General features: G+C 66.1%; 18 protein-coding genes and 1 tRNA gene. 5 read left to right on the top strand and 14 right to left on the bottom strand.

Going from position 1 to position 14,701, the window contains the following annotated elements; genetic code table 11:
- Positions 1-98: 98 nt before the first annotated feature.
- Positions 99-1,193 (bottom strand): ABC transporter ATP-binding protein, encoded by a 1,095-nt coding sequence (locus AAYO93_RS13830; RefSeq protein WP_345761758.1) that lies wholly within the window; start codon positions 1,191-1,193, stop codon positions 99-101.
- A gap of 255 nt (positions 1,194-1,448) precedes the next feature.
- On the opposite strand from AAYO93_RS13830, the gene AAYO93_RS13825 reads away from it, so the two are divergent.
- Positions 1,449-2,354, top strand: coding sequence for a DsbA family protein (locus AAYO93_RS13825; protein WP_345761757.1), 906 nt, complete (start codon positions 1,449-1,451; stop codon positions 2,352-2,354).
- Between the two features lie 58 nt (positions 2,355-2,412).
- Positions 2,413-2,485: transfer RNA gene (locus tag AAYO93_RS13820), tRNA-Thr, on the top strand.
- A gap of 31 nt (positions 2,486-2,516) precedes the next feature.
- Here the strand turns inward: AAYO93_RS13820 and AAYO93_RS13815 are convergent.
- The 3 genes from AAYO93_RS13815 to AAYO93_RS13805 are packed head-to-tail and all read right to left on the bottom strand — an operon-like array spanning position 2,517 to position 3,723.
- Positions 2,517-2,957 (bottom strand): SRPBCC family protein, encoded by a 441-nt coding sequence (locus tag AAYO93_RS13815; protein WP_345761756.1) that lies wholly within the window; start codon positions 2,955-2,957, stop codon positions 2,517-2,519.
- Positions 2,954-3,334 carry an ArsR/SmtB family transcription factor gene (locus AAYO93_RS13810; RefSeq protein ID WP_345761755.1) on the bottom strand — a complete coding sequence of 127 codons (381 nt, stop codon included), beginning with the start codon at positions 3,332-3,334 and terminating at the stop codon, positions 2,954-2,956. Before AAYO93_RS13810 ends, AAYO93_RS13815 begins: the two co-directional genes overlap by 4 nt.
- An 8-nt stretch (positions 3,335-3,342) precedes the next feature.
- A complete protein-coding gene (locus AAYO93_RS13805; RefSeq protein ID WP_345761754.1) occupies positions 3,343-3,723 on the bottom strand; it encodes a VOC family protein in 381 nt (126 codons plus the stop codon).
- Between the two features lie 143 nt (positions 3,724-3,866).
- Here AAYO93_RS13805 and AAYO93_RS13800 point away from each other — a divergent pair, with 143 nt between their 5' ends.
- Positions 3,867-4,859, top strand: a complete 993-nt coding sequence (locus AAYO93_RS13800) for a magnesium transporter CorA family protein (protein WP_345761753.1) — start codon at positions 3,867-3,869, stop codon at positions 4,857-4,859.
- A 97-nt stretch (positions 4,860-4,956) separates the two neighbouring features.
- Here the strand turns inward: AAYO93_RS13800 and AAYO93_RS13795 are convergent, their stop codons facing one another.
- Together AAYO93_RS13795 and AAYO93_RS13790 are read right to left on the bottom strand one after the other, a co-directional pair.
- Entirely contained in the window at positions 4,957-5,358 is a 402-nt protein-coding gene (locus AAYO93_RS13795; protein ID WP_345761752.1) for a DUF7144 family membrane protein, read from the bottom strand.
- A gap of 64 nt (positions 5,359-5,422) precedes the next feature.
- A complete protein-coding gene (locus AAYO93_RS13790; RefSeq protein WP_345761751.1) occupies positions 5,423-7,270 on the bottom strand; it encodes a glycoside hydrolase family 15 protein in 1,848 nt (615 codons plus the stop codon).
- 62 nt (positions 7,271-7,332) lie between these two features.
- Between AAYO93_RS13790 and AAYO93_RS13785 the strand changes: the two genes are divergently transcribed.
- The gene (locus AAYO93_RS13785; protein ID WP_345761750.1) at positions 7,333-7,857 is read left to right on the top strand and encodes a hypothetical protein; all 525 of its coding nucleotides are present in this window, start codon (positions 7,333-7,335) and stop codon (positions 7,855-7,857) included.
- A 56-nt stretch (positions 7,858-7,913) separates the two neighbouring features.
- Here AAYO93_RS13785 and AAYO93_RS13780 read toward each other — a convergent pair whose 3' ends face one another.
- Positions 7,914-8,285: an SHOCT domain-containing protein gene (locus AAYO93_RS13780; RefSeq protein ID WP_345761749.1), complete on the bottom strand. Its 372-nt coding sequence runs from the start codon at positions 8,283-8,285 to the stop codon at positions 7,914-7,916.
- Positions 8,286-8,323: 38 nt separating this feature from the next.
- A complete protein-coding gene (locus tag AAYO93_RS13775; protein WP_345761748.1) occupies positions 8,324-8,716 on the bottom strand; it encodes an SHOCT domain-containing protein in 393 nt (130 codons plus the stop codon).
- Positions 8,717-8,881: 165 nt separating this feature from the next.
- On the opposite strand from AAYO93_RS13775, the gene AAYO93_RS13770 reads away from it, so the two are divergent.
- A complete protein-coding gene (locus AAYO93_RS13770; RefSeq protein ID WP_345761747.1) occupies positions 8,882-10,018 on the top strand; it encodes a hypothetical protein in 1,137 nt (378 codons plus the stop codon).
- A 52-nt stretch (positions 10,019-10,070) separates the two neighbouring features.
- On the opposite strand, the gene AAYO93_RS13765 is transcribed toward AAYO93_RS13770, so the two are convergent.
- The 6 genes from AAYO93_RS13765 to paaA are packed head-to-tail and all read right to left on the bottom strand — an operon-like array spanning position 10,071 to position 14,690.
- A complete protein-coding gene (locus AAYO93_RS13765) occupies positions 10,071-10,841 on the bottom strand; it encodes an enoyl-CoA hydratase/isomerase family protein (RefSeq protein ID WP_345761746.1) in 771 nt (256 codons plus the stop codon).
- A 26-nt stretch (positions 10,842-10,867) separates the two neighbouring features.
- Positions 10,868-11,980, bottom strand: a complete 1,113-nt coding sequence (gene paaE, locus AAYO93_RS13760; RefSeq protein WP_345761745.1) for a 1,2-phenylacetyl-CoA epoxidase subunit PaaE — start codon at positions 11,978-11,980, stop codon at positions 10,868-10,870.
- A 1-nt stretch (position 11,981) separates the two neighbouring features.
- Entirely contained in the window at positions 11,982-12,536 is a 555-nt protein-coding gene (gene paaD, locus AAYO93_RS13755) for a 1,2-phenylacetyl-CoA epoxidase subunit PaaD (RefSeq protein ID WP_345761744.1), read from the bottom strand.
- An 11-nt stretch (positions 12,537-12,547) separates the two neighbouring features.
- On the bottom strand, positions 12,548-13,354 hold the full coding sequence (paaC, locus tag AAYO93_RS13750; protein WP_434056637.1) for a 1,2-phenylacetyl-CoA epoxidase subunit PaaC: 807 nt from the start codon (positions 13,352-13,354) through the stop codon (positions 12,548-12,550).
- Entirely contained in the window at positions 13,351-13,686 is a 336-nt protein-coding gene (gene paaB / locus AAYO93_RS13745; protein WP_345761743.1) for a 1,2-phenylacetyl-CoA epoxidase subunit PaaB, read from the bottom strand. The genes paaC and paaB overlap by 4 nt, the downstream gene beginning before the upstream one ends.
- Positions 13,683-14,690, bottom strand: coding sequence for a 1,2-phenylacetyl-CoA epoxidase subunit PaaA (gene paaA, locus AAYO93_RS13740; RefSeq protein WP_345761742.1), 1,008 nt, complete (start codon positions 14,688-14,690; stop codon positions 13,683-13,685). Before paaA ends, paaB begins: the two co-directional genes overlap by 4 nt.
- Positions 14,691-14,701 lie beyond the last annotated feature (11 nt).

Raw genomic sequence — 14,701 nt, 5'->3', positions numbered from 1 at the left:
GGAAGAAACCTATCGGACGAGGCTGGAAAGCCCGAAAATGCACAGTGCCGCGACCCCGGAAGGAGCCACGGCACTGTGCGTGAAACGGATGGAACGGATTAGTCGACGACTGCCCCGCCGAGACGCTCGCCCGACTCTGCGTGGAAGGCGTGCACGTGGCCCGGCTTCGGGGCGATGTAGACCGTGTCGCCCGCGTTGGGGTGGATGCGACCGTCGACGCGTCCGACGATGTCGGTGCGCTTGCCGTCGATCTCGGAGTGGCCGTAGAGGTAGCCGTCGGCGCCGAGCTCTTCGACCAGGTCGACTGCAACCTTGAGGCCGGTGCCCTCTGTGGTGGAGACGACGACGTCTTCGGGACGGACACCGATCGTGACCGCCTTGCCTGCGCCGGCAAGCGTCTCGCGCTCGAGCGGGACGACCGCGGTGCCGAACTGCACGCCACCGTCGACCACGTCGGCCGAGAACAGGTTCATGGCCGGGCTACCGATGAAGCCGGCGACGAACACGTTGTTCGGCTGCGCGTACAGGTCGCGCGGGGTGCCGACCTGCTGGAGCACGCCGTCCTTGAGGACCGCGATGCGGTCACCCATGGTCAGAGCCTCCGTCTGGTCGTGCGTGACGTAGACGGTCGTGACACCGAGACGACGCGTCAGCGACGCGATCTGGGTGCGGGTCTGGACGCGGAGCTTGGCGTCGAGGTTCGACAGCGGCTCGTCCATGAGGAACACCTGTGGGCTACGCACGATCGCGCGACCCATCGCGACGCGCTGACGCTGACCACCCGAGAGGGCCTTCGGCTTGCGGCCGAGGTACGGCTCGAGGTCGAGCAGCTTTGCAGCTTCGAGAACGCGAGCGGCGCGCTCATCCTTGTTGACACCGGCGATCTTCAGGGCGAAACCCATGTTCTCGGCGACCGTCATGTGCGGGTAGAGAGCGTAGTTCTGGAACACCATCGCGATGTCGCGATCCTTCGGCGGAACATCCGTCACATTGCGCTCACCGATGAAGATGTTGCCGTCGTTGACCTCTTCGAGGCCCGCGAGCATGCGCAGGGAGGTGGACTTTCCACAGCCGGAGGGACCGACGAGGACGAGGAACTCGCCGTCTGCGACCTGAAGGTCGAGCTCGTCGACGGCGGGGCGGGTGGAACCCGGGTAGAGGCGGGTTGCCTTGTCGAATGTTACTGACGCCATGATGTAATGACTCCTTCACCGGCAGGTACGTGCCGGACGATCCGTAGTGAATGGATATGGTGCTGCCCCATATGGGCGACAGCGACCACGACCCATAGTATGTCATCGGCGGCGGTGCCGTTTACCCGGGTTCTCATGAGGCGCACCGCTCAGGCTCAGGCGCCGTTTGGTCGTTTCCCAGACTGCCGAACTACTATCTCCATTGCGTTTGCATGAACTGTGAACCGCCCCAGACCAACCCCGGAGTGAACATTCATGACCCACGGCGGACCGACCGACAGCCGTCCCTCCAGAAACGACCGGCGTGAGGCGGCCAGGGAGAAGGCTCGCCAGCTCCGCGAAGAGCAGAAGAAGCGCGATCGGCGCAACAGAGTCTTCCTGCAGTCGGGGATCATCGTCGGCGTACTGGCGGTCGCTGCTGTCGTCGTCCTGATCATCGTCAGCGCCATCCGCCCACCCGTTCCGGGACCGGCGAACATGGCGAGCGACGGGGTCGTGGTCGGAACCGGGCTGAAAGTCGTTCCGACGGAATCGCTCGCGGCCGACGCCTCGCCCATCGCATCCACACCAGACCCTTCGGGAAGTGTGGTGAGCATCCGCCTCTATGTCGACTACCTCTGCCCGTTCTGCGGTGAGTTCGAGAAGACCAACGGTGACCAGCTCGAAGAGTGGGCCAAGTCGGGCGCCGCAACCGTCGAAGTGCATCCGATCGCGATCCTCACCAGCCACTCGGCTGGAACCAAATACTCGCTGCGCGCCGCAAACGCCGCGGCCTGCGTGGCCAACTATTCGGGTGACCAGTTCTGGAACTTCCACCGCCTGCTGTTCGCTAACCAGCCGCAGGAGGGCAGTGCCGGGCTCACGGATGCGCAACTCAAGGGCTACGTGAGCTCCGCAGGTGCCAAGAACGTCAGCTCGATCGACAAATGCATCGACGACGGCACCTATACGACGTGGGTTGCGAACGCGACAGACCGAGCCTTGGCTGGGCCCATCCCCAACTCCAACGTCAGCAAGCTGACCGGTACGCCACTCGTGATCGTCAACGGCAAGCAGTACACCGGCTCGCTGACCAGCGCGGACGACTTCAAAGCATTCGTCCTGCAGGCGCAGGGCGACGCGTACTCGACTGCGACGCCCAGCCCGTCACCCTCCAAGTGACGTCGCGGGGTCGCCGATCCCTTTAGTATTGACAGGCGAGACGGCAAGCCCGTCTCAGGCCGGCCTGGCGCAATTGGTAGCGCACCGCTCTTGTAAAGCGGGGGTTGCGGGTTCGAGTCCCGCGGCCGGCTCTGTGTTTGTCTGGCGCGTTGCGCCCAACCGTCAAGCGAGGGCGTCGAGGGCGACGATCATCCGTCGGAGGACGTGGGAGCGCCAGCCGCCGTTCATGATCTCGAACGCACGCGCCTGCTCGGGGTCGTCGAGATCGAAGCCGGTGTGGGTCAGCAGCATCCGGGTTCCCCGACCCTCGGGAACGAGCTCCCAGGTGACCGTACTGTCGAGCGCAGTGCCGACGCCCGACCAGGAGATGCGCAGGAGGCGCGGGGGATCGACTTCGAGAACCTGACACTCCACAAGGCCGGAGAAGTTCGTCTTCGGCGCCGGTTGGGTGCGGAACCGGAAGCGTGTCCCTACGACCGGCGCAAATCCTTCGGTCGGCATGAGCCACGCATCCATCAAGTCCGGTTCGGTGAGCACTCGCCAGACTTTCGCAGGTGGATGCGCCATGAATTCGTCGACCTCGAGATTCCCGAGGTTCGTCACCGGACACCGCCTTCTGCGTCAGCGTCTTCCGCTGCCAAGCGGTGTTCCGGCATCGAATCAAGAAGCCCGCGCATCCGTCGAAGGCGCTCGCGCCAGAAGCGTTCGTGCGGGGTGAGCCAGTCCCGTACAGCGATCAGCGGCTCCGGGGTCGACGAGTAGAACACGTGGCGTCCATCCGCGCGCTCCGCGACGAGTTCGGCATCCCGAAGCACTCGCAGATGCTCGGATACGGATGGCCGGCTCATCTCGAAGCGTGTGGCGATCTCGCCTGCCGTGCACTCGCCGTCGAGGAGCAGCGTCAGGATGTCGCGTCGCGTCGGGTTGGCGAGCGCGCCGAACAACAGGTCGGTGGGGGACTGCTTCGAACGGACGGGCACCAGGAGGCCTAGGCTCCGGCGCCCTGCTGGAGCAGGACGAATCCGTTGCCGTCCGGGTCGGTGAACTGGGCCTGCGTGCCCCAGCCCTGAGCTTCGGGCTCCGACACTTCCACCTGGGCCGCGCGCAGGGTCGCGACCACGCCGGCGATGTCGTCGGTGTGGAGGACTATGCCCTGCTGCCATCCGGGGCCGGCCTGCCCGGGGAAAGGCAGGTGAAGCGTGAAGTCGACCGAGCTGCCCGCTGGGGCGACGGAGAGCCAGCGGGCGCCACCGAATACGTTGTCGGCTCGAACTTCGAAGCCGAGGACGTCGCGGTAGAAGGCGAGGGAGCGCTCCTGGTCGGCGACGGGGATCGTTACGGTCTGGATGACCAGAGAAGGGTTAGCCATGTCGCCATCATATGTAGGAAAAAACCTACCCGTCAAGAAGACCCCCGGAGGCGGGGCGACCGCAGAGCCGAGAAATGCCGGACGTCGCGGCTAGACTCGCCATCGCCGTCGGGGATAACGGTATGGCCCAGACAGGAGCACCAATGCAGCATGTTCTCGAGGAGACGATGCCGTCTCTGCGAGGGATCGCGTTCAGCCCGGCGACGTCGATGGAGATCACGACCGCCTCGGTCTTACGCGACCAGCTGGACGACGCAGACACATTCGTGTTCGTCGAACTGGCCGACCCGAGCCACGATCAACTCGCAGAACTCTCGCAGGCCCTCGGCGACCCGGAGCTGCTCCGGCATCCGGCGCCAGCATCCGGACACGCGGCGATCACCCAGGTCGACTCCCACGTGATGCTCTCCGCCCGCCGGCTCGAGTTGGACATCCCCACCCTGCAGCTTTCGGTGTCCGACCTGCGCGTCTACGTGCTGCCGCGCGCCCTGATCATCGACCACGACGGGTCCTTCGATTCGACCGAGCTCCTCCGCCGGTTCGCCGCGGCCACCAAACACCGCGACGAAGGCGTCGGCTACCTGCTCTGGATCCTGATCGACGAGCTTCTCGCAGAGATGAACACGGCCCTGGAGACGTTGGACAGCGAACTCGACGACGTGGAAGACAGCCTGCTCGCTCCGGGCGCCACGCCGGTGCCGGTTCAGACGCGCACATATCAGCTCCGCAAGTCGACCGCCGGTCTGCGGCGATGCATCCTGCCGCTCCGCGACGGGGTGGATGCGCTGCTGCGCCGCGAAGCAGCGTGCATCAGTCCCAATCTCTATCCGCTCTTCCAGGGGCTGTACGACCGGGCGGTCCACCTCGCGGAGTGGGCGGACAGCATCCGGGATCTGGTCACCGCGCTCTCCGACACCCAGATCTCGATGGAGGGCAACCGGCTCAACGTGATCATGAAGAAGGTGACGAGCTGGGCGGCCATCCTCGCGGTGCCGGCCGCGGTCACCGGGTTCTACGGGCAGAATGTGCCGTTCCCCGGCGCGAACAGCCTGGGCGGATTCTGGTCTTCGGCGATCATCATGGTCGGCGGCGGCATCGCGCTCTACGCGACATTCAAGAAGAAGGACTGGCTCTGACGCGGTGAGGTAACAGCTACCGCACTTGGTTCGTCCCGCCGCACTAGTACAAACAAGTGCGGCGGGACGGAGCAAGTGCGGCGGGACGAAGTACGAGCTATTCGCGCCTGCCGAGCTCGTGTCCGTGGGCTGTCAGAGCGTAGATGATGAGGATGTCGACGCCGATGAGGATGAGCGACCACCACGGCTGGGCGGGCACCAGGAGTAGGTTGCCGATCGCGCTCAGCGATGCCAGGATCACTGCGATGATCCGAGCCCACAGCTGGCCTGCGAACAGTGCGAGCGCGGTGAGCACCAGAAGGATGCCGATGATGAGCGTCCACCAGGCCCAGCCCTGCACGTCGAACATGAAGAGGCTGCCGCTCGTCTTGACGTAGTAGGTGTCAGGGGCGATGAGGCCGACGAATCCCTGAATCACGCTGAAGACGCCACTGATGAGGATGATCGCACCGGCGAACAGACCCCAGCCGAGCCAACCCGTTGTTTTCGTAGTGCTCATGATTGCCCTCCCTGAATGCTTTGTGGTGCATCGTGTTCGGAAGCTATCGCGAGCGATCGGGCGCTCACATCACCCGATCTGGATGATGTCCGTCGAGTCGGTCGTTCAGGGTCAGCGCGGCATCGATCAGGGCGAGGTGGGTGAAAGCCTGCGGGAAGTTGCCCAACTGTTCCCCGGTCAGGGCGATCTCCTCGGAGAACAGTCCGAGGCGGTTGGCATACGTGAGCATCTTCTCGAAGGTGATACGGGCCTCCGCCAGCCTGCCCGCGCGGGCGAGCGCATCCACATACAGGAAGGTGCACAGCGAGAACGTTCCTTCGGAGCCTGCGAGCCCGTCAGGTGAGGCACTCGGGTCGTAGCGGTAGACGAGGCTGTCGGATACGAGCTCTTCCTCCATAGCGCGCAGGGTGTCCAGCCACATCGGATCCTGCGGCGAGATGAACCCGACCTGCGACATCTTGAGGAGTGAGGCGTCCAGTACCGTCTCGCCATACTGCTGCACGAAGGCGCGACGTTCCTCGTTCCATCCCTTCTCCATGATCTGGTTGTAGATCGCGTCGCGCGCCGACCTCCACCGTTTCAGCGGCGCAGGTCGGCCGTGCGTGGCAGCGAGGCGGATGCCGCGGTCGAAGGCGACCCAGCACATGAGGCGGCCGTACGTGAAATCCTTGCGTCCTCCGCGCGTCTCCCAGATGCCCTCTTCGGGCTGGTCCCAGTTGTCGGCGAGCCAGTCGAGCAATTGCGTGAGGGCCTTCCAGCCGGGCTGTCCGATCTCGATTCCGCTGCGGTCGACCTGATAGACGGCGTCGAGCGCCTCGCCGTAGATGTCGAGTTGCAGCTGGCCGGCCGCTCCGTTGCCGATCCGCACCGGATACGAGCCGCGGTAGCCTTCCCAGCCTTCGATGGTCTCCTCGTCGAGCTCGGGGTCGCCGTCGACCCGGTACATGATGTTCAGCGGTCCGGTGGCGCTGCCCGCCTGCTCGGTCACTCGGTCGCGCAGCCAGGCGCCGAACGCTGCAGCCTCGGCGGTGTATCCCAGCCGGACGAGGGTGCGCACAGAGAAGGAGGCGTCGCGCACCCAGGTGAAGCGGTAGTCCCAGTTGCGCTCGCCGCCGATCTGTTCCGGAAGCCCTGCGGTGGGCGCGGCGACGAGTCCGCCGGTCGGTGCGTAGGTGAGCAGTTTCAGGGTGATCGCCGAGCGCTGGACCTCCTCGCGCCAGCGGCCGGTGTAGGTCGACTGCTCGACCCAGTCCTGCCAGAAGTGCACCGTGTCGTCGAAAAGCCGTTTGGCCTCCGCGACGGGGACGACGCCCGGAGCGCCGCTCGGTGCCGTCTCGAGAACGATGCCACGCAACTGGCCCTCCACGAGCCGCACGGATGCGCGGAGGTCGCCATCCGGTGCCGGGTCGATCTCCGCGAGTCTCTCATCGTCCGGATGGCGGACGAGGCTGACGGTCAGAACGGTCGCATCCGTCGTGAAGGTGGCCACCCCGTCGCCGACCGTGACTTGGTGACTGCTGCGTCCGTAATCGAATCGCGGAGAGACCTCGATGTCGAAGTCCATCGATCCTCGCACGCAGCGCACGATCCGCACGAGTCGGTGGCGTTCGCTTGCAGCTTCACCTGTGGCCGGCATGAAGTCGATCAGCTCGCCCACGCCCTCCTCCGTCAGAAAGCGTGTGACAAGGACGGCCGTGTCAGGGAAGTAGAGCTGTTTCACCTCGAACGTCTCCGCTTTCGGGCTGATGCTGAAGCGACCGCCCTTCTCCCGGTCGAGCAGCGAGGCGAAGATGCTCGGAGAGTCGAATCGCGGGCTGCAGAACCAGTCGATCGTTCCGTCACTGGAGACCAGCGCTGCCGTCTGGAGGTCGCCGATGAGGCCGTGGTCGGCGATCTGTGGGTAGTCGTTCATGAGACCCTCTTCCGATGGATCGACGTGGAGGCGATACTTGTGCGTGTCGTGAAAGGGGCGAAATGACTCAGACTCGCAGGCTGTCCTCTGAAGCGCTTCAGCGGGCGCGTCTCGACTACATCACGGAGGAATCGGTCTACGGGACGGTTCTGGTCAGCGGCATGATCGTCGTCGCCGGCTCGTACGGGGCGACCTCGTGGCAGGTCTTCCTGAGCGTCTTCGGGACGGTCGTCGTCTTCTGGGCGGCGCATGTCTACGCCGGGACGATCGCCGGCCACGGCGTCTCCGAAGAGGTGGAAGGCGACTCGTCGCTCCTCACGGCGTTCCGCCGCGCTCTCCGACGCTCCGTCGGATTCCTCACCTCGGCGCTTCCGCCCTCCATCGTCCTGCTTCTCGGCGCAACGCAGGCGATCGACGACGCCGTCGCGATCTGGACGGCGCTGTGGCTGGGCGTCATCATTCTCGGCGTGCTGGGATTCATCGTGTTCTCCCTGCGCGGTGATTCGTGGCTGGTGCGCATCCTCGGTGCGTTGGGCACGGCCGTGTTCGGCGTCGCGATGATCATTCTCAAGGCGCTCATCCACTGATCGCGCCCATCCGCTGACCGCGCGCATCCGCCGGCCCGGCCCCGGGTATCCGGGAGTCAGGCCAGCGCGCGGGCCTTCAGCGTCTCGTACTCGGCCTGGCTGATCGTGCCGTCGTCCAGCAGCTGTTTCGCCTGGGCTATCTGGTCGGCGGCCGGTGTCGTCACCACTTGCTTGATGTAGGCGTCGGTGTCCGATCGGGCGGTAGCGTAATCGCCGGCCCGCCGCGCCTCCATCCCCGAGCCGCGCGCAACGAAGTACACCAGCGCAGTGAGGAACGGCACGAAGACCAGGAAGATGATCCAGATCGCCTTGCCCCAGCCGTTCACAGAGTCGTCGCGGAACAGATCGGCGATGATCCAGAAGAGCACCATCAGGTAGGCCACGAAGACGAACGTCCAGAAGAGATAGCCGATGAAACCCCAGAACATGTGATCCGTCCTTTCAGTCGAATGAGAGCGTCAGCGCATCAGCTGAGGGCGCGGGCCTTCAGGGCGTCGTATTCGGCCTGCGTGATCGCGCCGGAGTCCAGGAGACCCTTCGCCTTCGCGATGTCGTCGGTCGCCGACCCGGAGGCGGCGGGGGAGGATGCTGCGACCGTGCGGATGTACGCGTCATTCTCCGACTGGGCCACCATCATGCGAGCTGCCTGCCGCTCGGCCATTCCCCGACCACGCACGACCAGGTAGATCAGTGCGCCGAGGAAGGGGATGAAGACCAGGAAGATGATCCACAGCGCCTTGGCCCACCCGTTGAGGTTGCGATCGCGGAAGAGGTCCGCGAACATCTGGAACAGGATGATGATGAACGAGATGAAGATGTACGTCCAGAAGAAGAACCAGAGGAAATCCCAGAAGCTCATCGAAGGGCCTTTCGCTTGGGGTGCACCAAACGGGTGCGCCATTGGCATGAATGTAATGCGCATCTGAGCGGTGCTACATCATCCGGATCGGATGATGTAGCTCGATCGCGACGAAAGGCATACTGTGCCTGCCGAGGCCCGTCTCGGTGGATCGGGGAGGGTGTCATGAGCGGACCGCAGTCGGTTGGCCGGGTGTTCCGTCATCCCGCCGAGAGCAGGCAGACACTGGAGTCTGCGGCGCTGGTCGTGGGTGCCGCCGTCTTCGTCGTCGCCGCAGTCATCGCGTTCATCGCGTTCGGCGGCAAGGACGTGCCGATCGCAGGCCACGGGTCGGTCGGGCAGTTCGTGGCGATCACCGGCGGCATCATCGCGTTCGTCGTGTTCATCTTCGCCCGTATGGTCCTGCGTACCCGCCGTTCTCGCCAGGGCGCCGGCCAGAACCCGGAATACGACGCCGCTGGGGTGCGCCTGCGCTGGTTCGATATCGGCGCGCTCGCGCTCGCGCACGGTGTCATCGCCCTGCTCGCCTGGACCGGGCTCGCCGCCCTGATGGCCATCAGCTTCAAGGGCGCTGTCGTCTTCAGCCTCTCGGCGGTCATCCTGGCCGGTGTGGCGGTCGCCCTCACGGCTTACGTCGTCTTCCTCTCGTCTGTGCACCTGAGCGCGATGCTGCTCTCGCTCGTGCTCGCCGCGTTCATCGTGAGCGGTGCGATCACGAGCATGATGAGCGCGACGGATCCGCTCTGGTGGCAGAAGAACCTGAGCACGCTGGGGATGGGCAATGACATCTCGTCGCTCACCTTCAACGTGACGCTCATCATCGCCGGCATCATGGTCACGACGATCGCCCACTACGCGACTGCTCCCCTCCCGGCGACGACGCGCGCCGAGGCTCGCGGTCGCACTCTCGTGCGGGTCGGGCTCATGATCATCGGCATCCTGCTCGCGTGCGTGGGTGCCTTTCCGCTTGACCGGAACGAGGAGATCCACAATTTCTCGGCGAGCGGGATGGCGCTCGTCTACGTGGTGATGGTGATCGCCTTCCCGTGGCTGGTTCCGTCGATCCCTCGCGTGTTCGTCATTCTCGGCTATGTCTATGTGGGCGTGATCGTCGTCCTGGCCGCGTTCTTCATCTCGGGCTACTACAACCTGACGGCGGTCGAGCTCGTCGCCTTCTCCCTGATCTTCAGCTGGCTGATCGTCCTGCTGCGCAACACAGGCGGGCAGGCGTCGCCTCCGGATGCGGTCAGCCGCGTCGTCGAGGCGGCAGACCCGGAAGTGGATGTTCCGCAGCACACGTGATCGGCCGTGTGAACGTCTGGCGCGCGCCGGAGCGCACGCCGGGCGAGTTGGACTAACGGCCAGCGAACGTCGGCGTGCGCTTCTGCTGGAAGGCGGCGAAGCCTTCGCGGTAGTCGTCGGTGTCGCAGAGAGCGGCCTGGGCCGCGTTCTCCGCGGTCATCGAATCCCACAGGCCGACGCGTTCGTCTCGCAGCGCGCGGATGAGCTCCTTGCTCGCGAGGAAAGCCTGCGTCGCGCCGGACGCGGCCTTCGTGGCAGCCCCCAGCACCGCATCCGTCAGCTCGTCCGCCGGGAAGACGCGACTGAACAGCCCGGACTGCACAGCCTCGGTGCCCGACATCAGCCTGCCGGTATAGATGAGGTCGAGGGTCTTGTGGGCACCGAGGCGTTCGAAGAACAGGGCGTGACCACCGGAATCGAGGGTGGCGCCGAGCGCGGCGAACGGCGAGCCGATCTTCGCCGTATCGGCGACGTAGACCACATCCGTCGTGATGAGCAGACCGAGGCCCACGCCGAGGCAGGCGCCGTGGGCGGCCGCGAAGGTCGGGGCGGGAAAGGCGCTCATCCGCTTGAGGAGAGGCGTGACGAGGCCGTCGAGATACCCGGAAACGTCGTCGGTCCGCGGGTCGACCGCCGAGATGTCGCGACCCGCGCAGAACGCGCGACCCTCGCCGCGGAGGACGAGCGCACGGACCTGCGCGGCTTCCGCCCGGTCGTACGCCTCCGACAGTTCGCCGAGCGCCGTGGCGTCGAGCGCGTTCAGCTTCTCGGGCGCGTTCAGGACGATCCGGGCGACGCCGTCGGCGATGGTCAGGTCGATCACAGGGGGGAGTCCTTTCGTCGGGCCTGTCACACGTCGTAGTCGACGGCGACCTTGTCTGTGAGTGGATGCGACTGGCAGGTGAGAACGTAGCCGCGTTCGAGTTCCTCGGGTTCCAGGGCGTAGTTCTCGGTCATCCGGACGTCGCCGGAGACGAGCCGTGCGCGGCAGGTCCCGCAGACACCGCCGGCGCAGGCGAACGGAACGTCCGGTCGCACGCGCAGGGCGGCGTTCAGCACCGACTCGTTCGCGTCGACCGGCGTCGTGACGGTCGCCGTCTGCCCGTCGAGGGTGAATTCGATCTCGAACGACTTCTCGCCCGGATGCACGAGCACCGGACGCCCCACATCGCCCGCGACCTGCACGGGGTCGCCCGTCGTGAACAGCTCGAAACGGATGTGTGCCCGGTCGACGCCGACGCTCTCGAGGGTGTCGCGGCACAACTGAACGAGTTCGAACGGTCCGCACAGGAACCATTCGTCGACCGCGGCCGGGTGGATGATCGTGTCGAGCATCCGACGCAGCCGCTCCTCATCGATGCGGCCGGACAGCAGGGGAGCCGAACGCTGTTCGCGTGACAGCACGTGATGCAGCGCCAGCCGGGACGGGTACCGGTCCTTCAGGTCGGACAGCTCTTCGAGGAACATCACGTCGACGGCGGTGCGGTTCGTGTACACGAGGGTGAAGCGGGAGGTCTCGCTGCGCCCCAGCACGGTGTGCGCGAGAGACATCAGCGGTGTGATGCCGGAGCCGGCCGCGATGCCGACGATGTGCTTGTCGTCGAGGTCGTCGAGGTCGGTGGTGAACGTTCCCTGGGGGCTCATCACGTCGATGCGGTCGCCGACGCGCAGCTCTTCGTTGGCCCAGGTGGAGAACGCGCCGCCCAGGTCGCGCTTGATCGCCACACTGATCGAGCCGGGTGTCGGAGGCCGGCAGATCGAGTAGCTCCGCCGCAGCTCGTGGCCCTCGATCGTCGCACGCAGCGCGACATGCTGTCCAGGTGCGTAGTCGTACGCACCGTGGAGCTGCTCAGGCACCGCGAACGTCACCTCCACGCTCGCGTTGGTGAGCGGGCGGATGTCTGCGACGGTCAGGGTGTGGAACCTCGCGCGCTTCTTCGTGCCCAGGTTCACAGCTGCCACGTCAGAGCACCTTGAAGTAGTCGAACGGCTCCAGGCAGTCGAGGCACTGGTACAGGGCCTTGCACGACGTCGAGCCGAAATGCGAGAGCTCGCGCGTGTTCAGCGACTGGCATTGCGGGCATTTCACGGACATCCGCATCCGCACCGGTCCGCCGGCGACGCTCGACCGGCCGCTCGGGGCTGCGATGCCGAACTCTTCGAGCTTCGCTCTGCCCAGATCGGAGATCCAGTCGGTCGTCCAGGCCGGCGACAGCGTGATGTTGACGACGACGTTCTCGAATCCGGCGGCGTTCAGCGCGGACACCACGTCGTCGCGGATGGCTTCCATCGCGGGGCATCCGCTGTAGGTCGGCGTGATGTCGACGGTGACGTCGTCGTCACCGACCCGCACAGAGCGGAGCACGCCCAGGTCGTCGATGGTGAGCACCGGCACCTCGGGGTCTGCGACCTCGGCCGCGATCGCCCACGCCTGCTGGGCGAGGACGCCGCGATTGCGGATCCTCGGGGTCGCCGGGGTCGCCGTCGGCTCCGCGCGGAGTTCATCGATCGTGATCATCGTCGCCGCCTTCACCAGCTCGCTCCCGGGTGCTGCCGGGCGAGCACCTGCATCTCGGCGAGAAGCGGACCGAGATGCTCGGTGTGCGCCCCGCGTCGGCCGCCGCCGCTCGAGACGAACCCGCGCGGCTCCTCCAGTTCGGCCTCGGCCAGCACGGTCGCGACGGTCGCGTCGAACGCGGACCGCAGCGAGGACGGCCGTGGTGCGACGCCCTCGAGCCGGTCGAGAAGCGGTTCGTCGACGAACAGTTCGTCCACATACGGCCAGACATCGGAGAGCGCGATCGTCATGCGGCGGCGCGATTCGTCGGTCCCGAGCGCCAGGCGGAGCACCCACTGGGCGGAGTGGTCGCGGTGGTAGTCGACCTCTTTGACCGCCTTTGCGGCGATGGCCGCAAGAGTCGGATCGGCGGATGCACGCAGACGGTCGTACAGCTCGAACAAGTAGTGCGACGCGACCAGCTGGCGGGCGATCGTGTGGGCGAAGTCGCCGTTCGGCAGTTCGAAGAGCTGGGCGCTGCGGAACTCGGACTCGTCGCGCCAGAAGGCGAGGTCGTCCTCGGTGCGGCCGGATGCGGTGCCCGCGTGATGGAGCAGCGAGCGCGCGTGGCCGAGCAGGTCGAGCGCGATGTTGGCGAGCGCGACATCCTCTTCGAGTTCGGGTGCTCGCGAGATCCAGTCGCCGAGGTGCTGGGAGAGCACGAGCGAGTCGTCGCCGAGCCAGAGCGCGTATTCGGCGATGTCCTCGGTCGTCGCGGAGCCGGCGTCGATGACCTCGGTCTCCAGGTCCAGACCGTCGACGGTGATGCGCTGGTTCACAGGTGCTTCACCCCTTCGCTCTTCGTGTAGTAGACCGCGTGGCGGTAGTTCTTGCCCGCGGGCGATTCGAAGAACGCGCCCTTCGCATCCGGATCGCTGGCCGTGATGGCGTCGGACGGGACGACCCAGATCGAGACGCCCTCGTTGCGGCGGGTGTACAGGTCGCGTGCGTTGCGCACGGCCATGATCTCGTCGGGTGCGGTCAACGAGCCGACGTGGACGTGGCTGAGTCCGCGGCTGGAGCGCACGAACACCTCCCAGAGCGGCCAGGTCTCGGTGTGACCGGCGGTCTCCGGCGTCGATTCGGCTGCGGATGCGGGCGTAGCGCTCATGAGGCGACCGCCTGCGGTTCGGCCTCGCGCTTGGCGTAGGCGGCCGCGGCCTCGCGCACCCAGCGGCCTTCCTCGTGGGCGTCCCGCCGGCGCTGCAGGCGCTGGGCGTTGCACGGGCCGCGTCCCGCGAGGACCTCGTGGAACTCGGTCCAGTCGATCTCGCCGAGGTCGTACTCGCCGCGCTCCTCGTTCCAGCGCAGGTCCGGATCGGGAAGGGTCACCCCGAGTACCTCGGCCTGGGGCACGAGCATCGCCACGAAGCGCTGCCGGAGCTCGTCATTCGAGAACCGCTTGATCTTCCAGGCCATCGACTGGGCGGAGTTGGGGGAGTCGTCGTCGGGTGGGCCGAACATCATCAGAGAAGGCCAGTACCAGCGGTCGACCGCGTCCTGCGCCATCTTCTTCTGTGCGTCGGTGCCGTGCATGAGCTCGAGCAGGATCTCGAACCCCTGGCGCTGATGGAACGACTCCTCTTTGCAGATGCGGACCATCGCCCGGCCGTACGGGGCGTAGGACGCGCGGCACAGCGGCACCTGGTTGCAGATCGCCGCGCCGTCGACGAGCCAGCCGATCGCGCCCATGTCCGCCCAGGTCGGGGTCGGGTAGTTGAAGATCGACGAGTAGCGCGCCTTGCCGGCGATGAGCTGCTCCGTCATCTCGTCGCGCGTGATCCCGAGCGTCTGGGTGGCCGAGTAGAGGTACAGGCCGTGGCCCGCCTCATCCTGCACCTTGGCCATGAGGATCGCCTTGCGCTTCAGGCTCGGAGCCCTGGTGATCCAGTTGGATTCGGGCTGCATGCCGATGATCTCGGAGTTGGCGTGCTGCGACATCTGGCGGATGAGCGTCTTGCGATAGGCGGCAGGCATCCAGTCCCGCGGCTCGACGCGCGAGTCGGCGTCGATGAGTTCGGTGAAGCGGCGCTCCTCCGGGCTCTTCCCGTCGGGGGTGGCGTCGGCCGCCCTGTCGCTGGAAGCGTCGGGAAGCAGTTCTGCAGGCGTGGTCATCGTCGACTCCT

This window comes from Diaminobutyricibacter sp. McL0608 (assembly GCF_039613825.1).
In the GTDB taxonomy this organism is placed as follows: domain Bacteria; phylum Actinomycetota; class Actinomycetes; order Actinomycetales; family Microbacteriaceae; genus Diaminobutyricibacter.
The sequence above is the reverse complement of the archived record's forward strand: the minus strand, read 5'-3'. Positions and strand labels throughout refer to the sequence as shown.

Bases quoted from the DNA above. Each gene is read 5' to 3' on its own strand.
- AAYO93_RS13830 (WP_345761758.1), bottom strand. From the start codon at position 1,193: ATGGCGTCAGTAACATTCGACAAGGCAACCCGCCTCTACCCGGGTTCC.
- AAYO93_RS13825 (WP_345761757.1), top strand. From the start codon at position 1,449: ATGACCCACGGCGGACCGACCGACAGCCGTCCCTCCAGAAACGACCGG.
- AAYO93_RS13805 (WP_345761754.1), bottom strand. From the start codon at position 3,723: ATGGCTAACCCTTCTCTGGTCATCCAGACCGTAACGATCCCCGTCGCC.
- AAYO93_RS13800 (WP_345761753.1), top strand. From the start codon at position 3,867: ATGCAGCATGTTCTCGAGGAGACGATGCCGTCTCTGCGAGGGATCGCG.
- AAYO93_RS13795 (WP_345761752.1), bottom strand. From the start codon at position 5,358: ATGAGCACTACGAAAACAACGGGTTGGCTCGGCTGGGGTCTGTTCGCC.
- AAYO93_RS13790 (WP_345761751.1), bottom strand. From the start codon at position 7,270: ATGAACGACTACCCACAGATCGCCGACCACGGCCTCATCGGCGACCTC.
- AAYO93_RS13785 (WP_345761750.1), top strand. From the start codon at position 7,333: ATGACTCAGACTCGCAGGCTGTCCTCTGAAGCGCTTCAGCGGGCGCGT.
- AAYO93_RS13780 (WP_345761749.1), bottom strand. From the start codon at position 8,285: ATGTTCTGGGGTTTCATCGGCTATCTCTTCTGGACGTTCGTCTTCGTG.
- AAYO93_RS13775 (WP_345761748.1), bottom strand. From the start codon at position 8,716: ATGAGCTTCTGGGATTTCCTCTGGTTCTTCTTCTGGACGTACATCTTC.
- AAYO93_RS13770 (WP_345761747.1), top strand. From the start codon at position 8,882: ATGAGCGGACCGCAGTCGGTTGGCCGGGTGTTCCGTCATCCCGCCGAG.
- paaD (WP_345761744.1), bottom strand. From the start codon at position 12,536: ATGATCACGATCGATGAACTCCGCGCGGAGCCGACGGCGACCCCGGCG.
- paaB (WP_345761743.1), bottom strand. From the start codon at position 13,686: ATGAGCGCTACGCCCGCATCCGCAGCCGAATCGACGCCGGAGACCGCC.
- paaA (WP_345761742.1), bottom strand. From the start codon at position 14,690: ATGACCACGCCTGCAGAACTGCTTCCCGACGCTTCCAGCGACAGGGCG.